The sequence below is a fragment of the Pseudomonas sp. Root401 genome (assembly GCF_001425105.1).
GTDB classification, from domain to species: Bacteria; Pseudomonadota; Gammaproteobacteria; order Pseudomonadales; family Pseudomonadaceae; genus Aquipseudomonas; species Aquipseudomonas brassicacearum.
Window position 1 is genome coordinate 288,304 of record NZ_LMDO01000012.1, and the last position, 12,036, is coordinate 300,339.

9 protein-coding genes and 2 pseudogenes are annotated in these 12,036 nt (G+C 56.4%); 2 read left to right on the top strand and 9 right to left on the bottom strand.

Annotation, left to right across the window (positions count from 1 at the left end):
- Positions 1-46: 46 nt before the first annotated feature.
- The 9 genes and pseudogenes from ASC85_RS11235 to ASC85_RS11270 form a co-directional block, all read right to left on the bottom strand.
- Positions 47-406: a DUF6124 family protein gene (locus tag ASC85_RS11235; RefSeq protein WP_057449372.1), complete on the bottom strand. Its 360-nt coding sequence runs from the start codon at positions 404-406 to the stop codon at positions 47-49.
- Positions 407-1,017: 611 nt separating this feature from the next.
- The gene (locus ASC85_RS11240) at positions 1,018-3,201 is read right to left on the bottom strand and encodes a lipase family protein (RefSeq protein WP_057449373.1); all 2,184 of its coding nucleotides are present in this window, start codon (positions 3,199-3,201) and stop codon (positions 1,018-1,020) included.
- Between the two features lie 12 nt (positions 3,202-3,213).
- Positions 3,214-3,586, bottom strand: a pseudogene (locus tag ASC85_RS33025) (hypothetical protein); the annotation flags it as partial.
- 216 nt (positions 3,587-3,802) lie between these two features.
- Positions 3,803-4,187 (bottom strand): annotated as a pseudogene (locus ASC85_RS33790) (hypothetical protein); the annotation flags it as partial.
- A gap of 32 nt (positions 4,188-4,219) precedes the next feature.
- Complete coding sequence (locus ASC85_RS11250; protein WP_236712343.1) at positions 4,220-5,014, bottom strand: hypothetical protein; 795 nt, start codon at positions 5,012-5,014, stop codon at positions 4,220-4,222.
- Between the two features lie 12 nt (positions 5,015-5,026).
- Positions 5,027-5,800 carry a hypothetical protein gene (locus ASC85_RS11255; protein WP_057449582.1) on the bottom strand — a complete coding sequence of 258 codons (774 nt, stop codon included), beginning with the start codon at positions 5,798-5,800 and terminating at the stop codon, positions 5,027-5,029.
- A 32-nt stretch (positions 5,801-5,832) separates the two neighbouring features.
- Entirely contained in the window at positions 5,833-6,588 is a 756-nt protein-coding gene (locus ASC85_RS11260; RefSeq protein ID WP_057449374.1) for a hypothetical protein, read from the bottom strand.
- Positions 6,585-7,439 (bottom strand): DUF4123 domain-containing protein, encoded by an 855-nt coding sequence (locus tag ASC85_RS11265; RefSeq protein WP_057449375.1) that lies wholly within the window; start codon positions 7,437-7,439, stop codon positions 6,585-6,587. The genes ASC85_RS11260 and ASC85_RS11265 overlap by 4 nt, the downstream gene beginning before the upstream one ends.
- Positions 7,436-9,499, bottom strand: a complete 2,064-nt coding sequence (locus tag ASC85_RS11270; RefSeq protein WP_057449376.1) for a type VI secretion system Vgr family protein — start codon at positions 9,497-9,499, stop codon at positions 7,436-7,438. The genes ASC85_RS11265 and ASC85_RS11270 overlap by 4 nt, the downstream gene beginning before the upstream one ends.
- 430 nt (positions 9,500-9,929) lie before the next feature.
- Here ASC85_RS11270 and tssA point away from each other — a divergent pair, with 430 nt between their 5' ends.
- Together tssA and tssB are read left to right on the top strand one after the other, a co-directional pair.
- Positions 9,930-11,486: a type VI secretion system protein TssA gene (gene tssA / locus ASC85_RS11275; protein WP_057449377.1), complete on the top strand. Its 1,557-nt coding sequence runs from the start codon at positions 9,930-9,932 to the stop codon at positions 11,484-11,486.
- A 32-nt stretch (positions 11,487-11,518) separates the two neighbouring features.
- A complete protein-coding gene (gene tssB, locus ASC85_RS11280; protein ID WP_053163654.1) occupies positions 11,519-12,022 on the top strand; it encodes a type VI secretion system contractile sheath small subunit in 504 nt (167 codons plus the stop codon).
- Positions 12,023-12,036: the final 14 nt, after the last annotated feature.

The following is a 12,036-nucleotide window of genomic DNA, read 5'->3' on the forward strand; positions in this document are numbered from 1 at the left end:
TGACGCAGAGCGTCACGGGATGCATTCCCACGGGTGGTGTCGCGGGTTAGCGCGGGTCGACGTTATCCAGCACACGGCTGGCCAGCATTGAACTCAGTTCGATCAACTGCTGGATACCAAGGGCGATGTGGCGGCGGGGGCCTTCCAGATCGAAGGCCAGATTGCTGATCATCGCGTCGGCGGATGCCAGGTTTTCGCTGAGGTTGGCGAGCAGGCATTCGTTGTCGGCGCTTTTTTTCACGGTGAAGAGCTGGTCTGGTTTGGATGCTTCTTCGGACTTTTCCGGTTTCGGTTGCAGGTAATAATCCAAGGCGCGCCTTTCTGCTTCGTCTTGTTTCTTCGTTTTGGATTTGGTGGACGCAGAGGTGCGATCTGTTTCGGGGGGATTCGGTGTTGGCTTGAACATGTGCTGATACTCCATGGTTAAGCCGCAACCTCTTCCCTACTAAAAGAAGGGTGGCGGCTGTACGCAGGTTAGTAGACCGGGGAGATCAGCATTGCCGGCGCGCCGAAGCGCCCTGCGCACAGCCACCATCAAGGACAGGTTAGGAACCTGCTTGGATGGAGAGCTCATGCATCCTACTGACACAACCTCGGGCTACTAAACCCGACCACTGATGGGCAGTGGCAAGGAAACGATAGAACCCATGGGCAAGGCGCACAAGCGGGCGGATTCTGGCGTAGTTGTAGGCAATGGCGCAAGGATTCGTAGCTTGGTGGAAGCGTTGCGCAGGGTGAATAAACAAGCCTTCGTAATGCCCAGGATTCGGGGCCAGGAAGCGTGCTCTCGCTCGGTGGCGCAGCGGTTTTTCTGTAGGAATGTGCCGGCTTTTTTGGGGCTGCTGCGCAGCCCAGCGGGAGCAAGCTCCCTCGCCACAGGTTGAGCGTCGTTGACCAACCCGAGGTGATCACAGAATGAGCGCCCACCACCAACCCCTCTGTGGGAGCGAGCCTGCTCGCGATGGCGGCAGCACGGTGCATACCTGATCTGAAGGCACAGCTTAGCGACTATGCCGGTCAGATGATGGAATCAAGATCCAGCGTGTAGGGCTTACCAATGGCATACCCATGAGCACCGCGGATCAACTCGCTATCGTCATCCAGGGCCGGCGCCATCGCCAGTTGCTCAGCCACTCTGTTCTCCGGGTGTGCCTGCCAACGGGCCAGGTTGTGTGCCAGTTGCTCGGGTTGTTCCGACAAGCTTCCGTAAACGTCTTTTTCACTGACCGACGCGGTGCGCAGCGTGGCCAGGCGCGCACGTGTGTTGTGCATCTTGTCGACCTCACGGATGAGCGCAATGTTGATGGAGCTTTCGCTACGCCCATTGGGCGCGCCCCGTCCTGCCAGGTAGCGTTCTTCATCGCGCAACTGTTGGGTAATCCGCGTCAGCGCATTGTCGATCCACTCATATTCGCGTTTTGTCGCCAGCGTGCTTCCGTCGATCTGCGCTTCCTGCCAGCGCCGCAAAGTCGCCCAGCATGCGGGAATGTAGCTGGGGACCATGAAGTGATCACCGGTCTGGATGAGTTGAGCCAGTAAGGCCGGGCGGTCCGGCAGGCCATATCTATGCTCGAGAGCCACCTCGCAGGCGGCGTGTTGAGTGATGGTGTCGCAATGGGGCATCCACAGGATCGACGACCGCTCCTTGCGATCGAACTCCACCGGCAGGAAGTGCCGCAAGATGCCGTGGTGTTCGTAGGGCTCGCCCGTCAAGTTAGTGATGCCCGCCACGAACACGGAAAGGCCGACCGGTACGTTGGCGAACGTAAGGGCCAACCCTGTGCCATAAACACCGCTCTTGGTATTCATCCAACTGCCGGGCACGCTGGGTATCGGGTCGTTGTGGTTGACCATTCGGTAGTGCACCAGGGCTTCGGCGTTTTTTGTGAAAGTGGCATCGGCGGCGCGGGGTGCGCCGTAGGTGTAGAGTTGGATGGTGTAGTCGAAGCCCGCTCTGCGCCGCAGTATCTCCGAGAGCAACAATGCCACGGCTCCTCCCAGGCTGTGACCGCAAATCAGCAATTTTTGCCCCGCATGAAACCTGTCCAGATAACTCGTCACGAAGGCTGCGGTTTTTTTTGCGGCGCCATAGAACCCTCGATGCACCCGGCCGACACCTTCTTCAAACGGCACCTGAAGCGCATCGGCGTCGCGCAGGAAGTCGGCGGTTTGCTGGGTGCCACGTACTGCGATCAGGACCAGCTCGTCATTGTGGGTGATGTAGGCCTGGGTATCCGTGGCTTGCGCCCCGGTTTTGCTGTCATCGAGGAAATGGACTTTGGCGGGGTGTTCCTGATCTTCACCCAATTCCGGATCATTGACGGTGTAAAGAAAGGGGTCAAACGGCACGATCTCCAGGCGTTTGGAGTAGGGCACGTCTTCATACAGCGGGTAGTAGGGTTTTGGTTGTTCCGGATAGAACTCCCCGAGCTCTTCGAACTTGGCCAATGCATCCGCGAACCAGTTGCCCACGCTTGGTTGCTCGGTGAAGTTCAGCGGTGTTTTTATCGGAGCCTTGTCAGGTGTCTGGCCGAAGGGGCAATAGGTCAAGGTCGACATGAGTGCCAATTGATACAAGTTGAGCGCACAGAATTCGGGGGCGGTGGACAGCATAGGCCGCAAGGCGCGTAACGGGCGAACTTCCAGCACCGTGTGTTTTTGCGGCATCAGGGCCACACCGAGTTTGCCATGTTCGCCCATCAGTCGTGCCGGCCCCGCAGGGAGTGGGTAATGGCGGTACACCTCGGGTGGCAAATGCGCGACGTGCTTGATCAGGTGCCGTACTTCCACCTGGAAGAAATCGTCTGCGCAGGCTTGTGCGGGATTGTCCCGGGTGCGTGTGGCGTTTGTGTTTAGGTAGCGGGTTTGCTCGGCGCGGACTTGTAGTTCGGTGATTTGGAGTGGGTAGTGGGGTCTTGTTTGTAGAAATGAGTAGATATCTTCAAACCCCTGATACTTCTGAGCAAAAAGCAGGGCAATCGGTCCCGCATGGTGATTGGTAACCTTGCCAACACCCATGACATCCAGGTTGCCAGGGTATTTTTGTCCTTCTGAATCGGTAGCGACATAAGCCAGCCCTGCATAAGGCTCACCAGAGCCAAACTCATCGACGAGCTGAAAACTGGTCCACTTTCCCCCCACAGGGCAGGTCAGATTGCGATGGCTCAGCCGTGACTCCAATTCTTTTTGCAATGACGTCATACGCGGATCTCCTTATTCCGTACAACCGGGGTAAATAGTGCATTTCTGTCCGTCCGGCATTTGAAAACCGCTGAAGTCCTGATAATTGCCATAACAAAATGCGTATGGGTCCTCAAAGTGTTTGCCCATGCAGCGCTTCCAACCGTTAGGCACCTTCACCCAAGTGTCTCCAATGGCGGGTCTTTCCTCGTCCGCCAACTTGATCTTCATCCTTACGGTCTTACCCGGTAGCTGATCCAGGGTGTACGCCGAGAAAGGACGCCCACGCCCAAGCTCGCCCTGTGGATTGGTTTTTTTGCAGTCGAGGATTTTTACGATGCGTCGTTTGGACCCAGCAGTACGGAACAACCACTGGCACTGACCATAAAAGACACTTTCATCCAATNTTGGTTTTTTTGCAGTCGAGGATTTTTACGATGCGTCGTTTGGACCCAGCAGTACGGAACAACCACTGGCACTGACCATAAAAGACACTTTCATCCAATTCATTGAAAGCGCCCTTGTACCGCGGCTCCAACTCATCGCGTATGGCAACGACCGCGGAATCACCGCTTATATCTCCCCAGTCGTTTCCATACGCCGAGTTGATTTCCAGCTTGANTGTACCGCGGCTCCAACTCATCGCGTATGGCAACGACCGCGGAATCACCGCTTATATCTCCCCAGTCGTTTCCATACGCCGAGTTGATTTCCAGCTTGATGCGATAGATCACCAACGGGCAGCCGCTGACGGTTCTGTACAGGTCTATTTCTGAGATCGGCTGGTAACTTTTGCGCCATTCCAGGTTGTACCCGACCTCTGTATTTCTGCCGCCCGGTACGGTGCAGGTCTGCCCTTTGGCGGGCACGTACACAGCAACGGCCTGGTAGGCAAAGTCAGGCGGCAAATCAGCGGTAAAGATAAAACTATTCGCTTGTTTGTTGGCGCAACCAACGATTAACGCGATGGAGCAACCCAAGCCTGCGTTACGCAATAGAGCATGTATTTTTGAGTAGGGCGTAGTCACGGGATAGGGCCTTATTCCGTACAGCCGGGGTAAATGGTGCATTTCTGTCCGTCGGGCATTTGAAAACCGCTGAAGTCCTGGTAATTGCCATAACAAAATGCGTATGGGTCCTCAAAGTGTTTGCCCATGCAGCGTTTCCAACCGTTCGGCACCTTCACCCAAGTGTCTCCAATGGCGGGTCTCTCCTCGTCCGCCAACTTGATCTTCATCCTTACGGTCTTACCCGACAGCTGATCCAGGGTGTACGCCGAGAAAGGACGCCCACGCCCAAGCTCGCCCTGTGGGTTGGTTTTTTTGCAGTCGAGGATTTTTACGATGCGTCGTTTGGACCCAGCAGTACGGAACAACCACTGGCATTGGCCATAGAAAGTGCTTTCACCCGCTTCGCTGAACGTGCCTTTGTATTGCGCTTCCAGCTCGTCGCGAATCACGACGTTGGCTGAATCTTGACTGATATCCCCCCAATCCTTGCCATAGGCGGAGTTGATTTCGAGCTCAATGCGGCTGATCACCAGTGGGCAACCCATACGGGTTCGGCGAATAACGATTTCGGAATCGGGTTTGTATGCCTTACGCCACTCCCTATTGAACACCGGCGCCTTGTTATACCGGGTCTCGACGGTGCAGGTTTCGCCTGGGGCGGGTACGTAGTACACCGCCGCTTGGTAGGCAAAGCCAGGTGGCAAATCAGCGGTAAAGACAAAAGTGTTCGCTTGTTTGTTGGTGCAACCAACGATTAACGCGATGGAGCAACCCAAGCCTGCGTTACGCAATAGAGCAAGTATTTTTGAGTAGGGCGTAGTCACGGGATAGGAGCCTTATTCCGTACAACCTGGATAAATGGTGCATTGCCGGCCGTCTGGCATCTGAAAACCGCTGAAGTCTTTGTAATTGCCAAAGCAAAATGCGTATTGATCTTCAAAGTTGTCGCCCATGCAGCGTTTCCAGCCGTTAGGCACCTTCACCCAGGTATCTCCCATGTAGGGTCTCTCCTCGCGGGCCAACTTGATCTGCATCCTCACGGTTTTACCCGGTAGCTGATCGAGGGTGTACGCCGAGAAAGGACGCCCACGCCCAAGCTCGCCCTGTGGGTTGGTTTTTTTGCAATCGAGGATTTTTCTGAGAATCCGGGGCTTGCCTGAAGTGCGGAACAACCACTGGCATTGGCCGTAGAAGACGCTTTCGTCTGCTTCGCTGAACATGCCCTTGTATTGGGGTTCTAATTCATCACGTATAGCGATACCTGCGGAGTCTCCACTTATATCGCTCCAATCCTTACCATACGCCGAGTTGATTTCCAGCTTGACGCGATAGATCACCAACGGGCAGCCGCTAACTGTTCTATACAGATCAATTTCTGAATTCGGCTGGTAACTTTTGCGCCATTGCAGGTTGTACCCGACTTCCGTATTTCTGCCGCCCGGTACGGTGCAGGTCTGCCCTTTGGCGGGCACGTACACCGCAACGGCTTGGTAGGCAAAGCCAGGCGGCAAATCAGCGGTGAAGACAAATGTATTCGCTTGTTTGTTGGCGCAACCAACGATTAACGCGATGGAGCAACCTAAGCCTGCGTTACGCAACAGCGCATGTATTTTTGAGTAGGGCGTAGTCACGGGATAGGGCCTTATTCCGTACAGTCTGGATAAATGGTGCATTGCCGGCCGTCTGGCATTTGAAAACCGCTGAAGTCTTTGTAGTTGCCAAAGCAGTACGCATCTTGATCTTCAAAGTTTTCCCCCATGCAGCGTTTCCAACCGTTCGGCACCTTCACCCAAGTGTCTCCAATGGCGGGTCTTTCCTCGTCCGCCAATTTGATCTTCATCCTCACGGTCTTGCCCGGTAGCTGATCGAGGGTGTACGCCGCGAAAGGACGCCCACGTCCAAGCTCGCCCTGTGGGTTGGTTTTTTTGCAGTCGAGGATTTTTACGATGCGTCGTTTGGACCCAGCAGTACGGAACAACCACTGGCACTGACCATAAAAGACACTTTCATCCAATTTGTACCGCGGCTCCAACTCATCGCGTATGGCAACGACCGCGGAATCACCGCTTATATCTCCCCAGTCGTTTCCATACGCCGAGTTGATTTCCAGCTTGACGCGATAGATCACCAACGGGCAGCCGCTGACGGTTCTGTACAAGTCTATTTCTGAGTTTGGCTGGTAACTTTTCCGCCATTCCAGGTTGTACCCGACCTCTGTATTTCTGCCGCCCGGTACGGTGCAGGTCTGCCCTTTGGCGGGCACGTACACCGCAACAGCCTGGTAGGCAAAATCAGGCGGCAAATCTGCCGTAAAAGTAAACGTGTTCGGCTGTGTGTTGGCACAACCTGCCGTTATCGCCAGGCCGCTCAAACTTGCAATGCGCAAAGCCTGTTTCATGGCGGCGCATCTCCCTGCCGGAACGCTGCCATCAGGCGCACCCGTTCAAAATGCTCGTCGGGGCTTTCAGCTGAACGTACTTGCCAGTACGGCGCCAGCGCCTGGGCGGGTGCTTGCAGGCGCTGGGTCAGTAAAAACTCCAACTGCTCGGGCGCCTGCCAGTGCCAGGCCTCGGCCTGGTCAAGCGTGGCACGCAACCACGCCTCCGGGTCCTGTTGTTCGGCCAGTGTGGCGAAGGCCTGGACATGCTCTGCCAACAGGAAGCGGCGGGCATTGAGGAGCCGAGTCCGCATCGCTTGCTGCGGGGTAACGGGCACCTGCAGCCAAAGAGGCGAGTCGGATACTGGGTATGTCCCAGGGGCCGGGTTATAGGTGCTTGCCCAGCGAGTGCCCTGCCAGTAGCAGACGCTGATCGCCGGCCCGAGGTAGGCCGGATAGGCTTCAACGGGCAGGTGCTTGAGCGCCCGGGCCAAGACACGGTTGTCATGGAAGCGGTACAACGCCTGATGGGGGCGTTCTCCGATGATCAGTCGTTCACGCCAGTGCTCCACCAGCGTTGGCAGGCCCCCTTTGGGAAGGCTGGCAAGCCATCCCCAGTGGCTGTCCGGCCGGTTAAGCAATTCATTGATGTGTTCGTCGCCGGGCCGATCGAAGCTGAAGACAAAGGGCCCCACGTCAGCGAGGTCAGCAACCAGCGTTTGGCCGTACACGCTCAGGTATTGGTCGGGACGACTGTTCTTGAGCAATGCCTGGCGCGTGTGGTGCTCATGTTCTGAGTCCAGGACGACACACAGGGTGTGGCCGAGGCGTTGCTGTTCGATCAACCATTGATGGGGGAGTGAGCGAGTCATGCGGCGGCGACTTCCATTGGGCAGAGACCCTCGCGGCAGGCCTCGCAGATCGGACAAAAGTCCAATCCCGCTACTTTGCTGGCCGTTATCAGCGCGCGTTGAGTGGGGGCGAGCACGGGGGCTGGAGCCGCCAAGGGATCCGTCAAGCCAGGCGTGAATGATGAGGCGGTAGCGCCGGCCATGGGGGCGCCGCCGAGCTGGATTTCACTGCTGCTGTAGATACCACTGTGGTCGATCACGATGTGCTGGCCCCCGGCTTTCAAACTGAGGGTTGCACCTGCTTCAAGGACCACATGAGCACCAGCCTTGATATGTATTTGCTGTCCGGCCTCGACGGCCAGTGTCTGATCGACACGGGTATGGCGGTTGGCGACGCGCAGGTAGTCATTGCCTTCGACCTGGACCGTACGGTCGGCGGCGGTGGTCCGATGTTCCTCGGCATGCAGGACGGTGATGCTGTTGCCCCTGATGGTCTCCCGCCGCTCGTTGCCAATCTCCAGTCGGCTGTCGTTTTCGATCTTCTGTTCCATGTCACGCTGGGCCCGCAGATAGATCAGCTCCTGACCGGCGCGGTCTTCCAGGTGCAGCTCGTTGAAGCCGTTGTTGCCCGGCGAGCTGCAAGAACGAAACACGGTGCGGGTCTTGTGCGCAGGCAGCGGGTAGGGCCGAGCGTTGGCGCTGTTGGTCAGGCATCCGCTGATCAGGGGCTTGTCGGGATCGCCTTCCATGAAGGTCACCAACACCTCCATGCCCACCCGCGGGATCGTGACGCTCCCGTAGCTGTTGCCCGCCCAATTGGAGGCGACTCGCAACCAACAGCTGCTGCCATCGTCGAGGTGGCCCGCCCGATCCCAGAAAAACCTGACTTTGACCCGGCCATACGGGTCGCAGTGGATCTCTTCGCCCTTGGGCCCCGTGACGATTGCCGTCTGGCTGCCCCATACACGTGGTTTTTGGTAAACCCGTTGCGAACGAAAGATCGCATCCCAAGGCGTGGCAACGAAGTGATTGCGATAGCCCTGATTGAAGTGGTCTTCAGCCCTGCCAGTGTCGCTGGGGGTGATTTCCTCCAGCACCTGCGGCTGTTTGCCTTCGTGATGCACTTCGGTCAGGAGCCATAGATCATTCCATTCCTGACGAGGGTGCCCGCTCAATGTCAGGAAGTGCCCCGTTCTCAGTACCGGCTGATCGCTCTTTCCTTCGGCCTGGCGGTAGTCGACGCGATGGCGTTCCAGGGCTCGCCGGCTCAATAACCTGCCGCGTTTTTCCTGGGTAAAGTCGCCTGGATAATCATAGGCCTCCAAGTCTGGTTGGATCTTTTCGACGCCGGGCTGACAGCTGCTCTCCAGTAGGAATGTCGACTTCTTGAAATCGTAATCACGGCGCGTGACGCGGCTGGTCCGGGTCTCCAGTCGCAGGCCAAATCGATGGATAACCGGCTCGTCGTCAATCATGCCGCTGCCGTGTTTATAAGCAGTGCGGTGCGCAAGCCGAGGAAATACGCTCTGGTCATCACCCAATACCAAGTGATGGCCCGACTCACTGTGCTGGAAGTGATAATGCAGGCCTTCTTCGTGACACAGGCGCTCGATGAAGTGCAAGTCGGATTCGCGATACTGCACGCAGTAGTCACGAGGCGAATACTTTGCACTCAACTGGAAGCAATGGGCGTCAGTGAGAATGCCGTGCTCCTTGAGGACCGATGTAATGATCTGCGGAACACTGACGTGTTGAAAAATACGCTGGTTGGTGCGGTGTTCCAAGTAAGTCAATCGTGGAACCAGTCTTATCTTGTAATGCGTCAAGCGTTTGCCAGTGTCGCCTTGTACAACACGATAAATCAGCCCATGAACACCACTTCCCTGTTTGTTGAATGCAAGAAATGCCTGCTGGTTTAACAAGTATTCCAAATCCATATCGCTTTGTTCGCTGACGAGCTCGATATCGAACGAATAAGGCGTGCTGATAGCTTCGCAGCCTTCGAAGGCCATCACTTGGAGGTCATGTTCGATGTCAGGAATTATGAGATGAAAGTTGCGCAAATCAGGGGTGTGGAACATTCGCGGCTCCTTGGGCGTTGGCGCTGACTCCTGATCACATTGAAGCAGTCTTGAGGGGGGCGCGCGCAGAGACCCGTAAAAAAAGAAAAGGATGTAAGAGTTCTCTTCTCAGCAAGTAGGAACTGAGAATGAAATGATTTGAAGTGATTTTTAGTTGGCTCGATGGTGGTTCGACCTTGACAGGAAGGAATCTGCATTGGGAGTTTCGGAAGGGGTAAATTTCTTGAAAAAAGGAAAGGTCCTACTTTTTTATTATTAAAATTTTGGCATTCTTCGCTGCGTTCCGCTGGTTGGGGCGGTGTGGGTTTTTAGGTATGCCTTGATTGTATTTGGCGAAACTTCCTACAAGCAAAACCGAATATTCACCTTGAATAACCCTGCCGCCAAAACTGCCCATCTCACAAACTGAATTCTCTTAACAGGGTCGTGAATGTCGTATTCCGGAAAACTATCCGCCCATTATCTGGCTCTCGCCAAAACGCCCATCTCCAAAGAGGGTTTTGCGGGTGCGGACGTGCGTTTTTCGAATGAATACGAAGCGTTGGAAAGCGAGCTGGGCAAAGCCCAGTCGATGCACGAAAGCGGCCAGGTCGACTGGCTGAAGATCCGTGAAGGAAGTGAAGCGCTGTTGCGGACCCAGTCGAAGGACTTGCGGGTGGCGGCCTGGCTGGTTTGGGCGCTGTATCAGCGTGAGTCTTTCCACGGGTTGCTGGCAGGTCTCTGCCTTTTGCACCACTTGTGTAAAGACCATTGGCTTGACATTCATCCGGCCAAAAATCGAACCCGTGCCGCCGCCATCAGTTGGTTGCTGCCTCGCCTGGAGCAGGCCTTGGGCGATGACGTTGCGATCAAGGAGCAGGTGCCGCTGTTCCGCCATCTGACAGAGCAACTTGAAGGACTCGATACCGCTTGCACCGCCCACTTGGGTGATGACGCGCCTCTGCTGCTCCCGTTGTGTCGGCGCCTCAACACGATGATCCAGCGTGCCACAGACAACCTGCCGCAGGCGGGTGCCATTGAGACGGTAGTGGCTCAGGTGAAGCAAGTGGCTACCCAACTGCTCACGCCCGGCGCTCCGATCGAAAACGAAAAAGAAGCCCATAAGGCCCTGCGCGCCCAACAGGAAAGCGCGGGGCCGTTATGCATCTGGTGGCTCAAACAAAAAGCAACCGACGTTCGGGCCCTGCGCCTGAACCGCACTTTGACCTGGCTGACCATTGACACCATGCCCGAGCGCAACGCCGAGCAGATCACCCAGTTGCGTGGGGTGCCGGCGGACAAACTCAAGGCTTATCAGGACAGTCTCCACCAAGGCGATTACGCGAACCTACTGGTGGAGATCGAGGCCAGCCTGGCGAAGGCTCCGTTCTGGCTCGATGGCCAGCGGCTTGCCTGGGAGTGCCTGCAAGGGTTGAACGCCGAGTTGGCCATGGGTGAAGTGGAGGTCCATTTCGCGCTATTCATCCAGCGCCTGCCGGGCGTTATCGAATTGCGCTGGCATGACGGTACGCCGTTCGCCAATCCCGCCACGCGGGCGTGGATCGCGTCCCAGGTCATGCCTCACCTGCAAAACCCCGGCGCGGCGCCCGAAATCGATATCACCCACAACGATGCGCCTTGGGAACTGACGCTGGAAGAGGCCCAGTCGATCCTGTCCAGGGATGGCCTCAAACCCGCCGTCCAGTTACTCAGGCAAGGCATGCAAAACGCTCTTGGGGCACGCGAGTGTTTCCTCTGGCGGTTCGCGATGGCTCGCTTGTGCTTCTCGGCGAGGAAATACGAACTCGCCAAAGTCCAGCTGGAGGTCCTCGACCAGACACTGCAACACGCCGGCCTGAATACCTGGGAGCCCACCCTGGAGCTACAGGTACTGCATTTGCTGCACAGCTGCTGCGAGTTATTGCCTCAGAACCACGTCATACGCGAGTGCAAGGAAGAGACCTATCGCAGGTTGTGTCACCTCGACCTGGAACGGGTCATTGAATAGGCCTCCGGGTCCAAAATTGTAAGGAGAAAGTCATGGCCAAAGAAGGCTCGATCGCCCCTAAGGAACGCATCAACGTCACCTTCAAACCTGCCACCGGCGGTGCCCAGGAAGAAATTGAGCTGCCGTTGAAACTATTGGCGATCGGTGATTACACCCACCGCGGGGATGAACGCAAGATCGAGGATCGCAAGCCGATTGGCATCGACAAGATGACCTTCGACGAGGTGTTGGCCAAGCAAGAGCTGAACCTGACCTTGAGCGTACCGAACCGTCTCCAGGAAGAAAGCGAAACTGAAGAGTTGGCGGTACAGCTGCGTGTGAACTCGATGAAGGATTTCAACCCGGCGAGCCTGGTCGAGCAAGTGCCGGAGCTCAGCAAACTGATGGAGCTGCGCGACGCCCTGGTGGCGCTCAAAGGACCATTGGGTAACGCGCCAGCGTTTCGCAAGGCCATCGAAGGCGTACTCGGCAATGACGATTCCCGCCGCCGCGTACTGGATGAGCTGGGTCTGAACACCACAGCGAAGAACGCTTGATTCTTTCAGCCAAG

Excerpts from the sequence above, each read along its gene's own strand:
- tssA (WP_057449377.1), top strand. The coding sequence starts at position 9,930 with ATGTCGTATTCCGGAAAACTATCCGCCCATTATCTGGCTCTCGCCAAA.
- ASC85_RS11270 (WP_057449376.1), bottom strand. The coding sequence starts at position 9,499 with ATGTTCCACACCCCTGATTTGCGCAACTTTCATCTCATAATTCCTGAC.
- ASC85_RS11240 (WP_057449373.1), bottom strand. The coding sequence starts at position 3,201 with ATGACGTCATTGCAAAAAGAATTGGAGTCACGGCTGAGCCATCGCAAT.
- ASC85_RS11265 (WP_057449375.1), bottom strand. The coding sequence starts at position 7,439 with ATGACTCGCTCACTCCCCCATCAATGGTTGATCGAACAGCAACGCCTC.
- tssB (WP_053163654.1), top strand. The coding sequence starts at position 11,519 with ATGGCCAAAGAAGGCTCGATCGCCCCTAAGGAACGCATCAACGTCACC.
- ASC85_RS11260 (WP_057449374.1), bottom strand. The coding sequence starts at position 6,588 with ATGAAACAGGCTTTGCGCATTGCAAGTTTGAGCGGCCTGGCGATAACG.
- ASC85_RS11235 (WP_057449372.1), bottom strand. The coding sequence starts at position 406 with ATGTTCAAGCCAACACCGAATCCCCCCGAAACAGATCGCACCTCTGCG.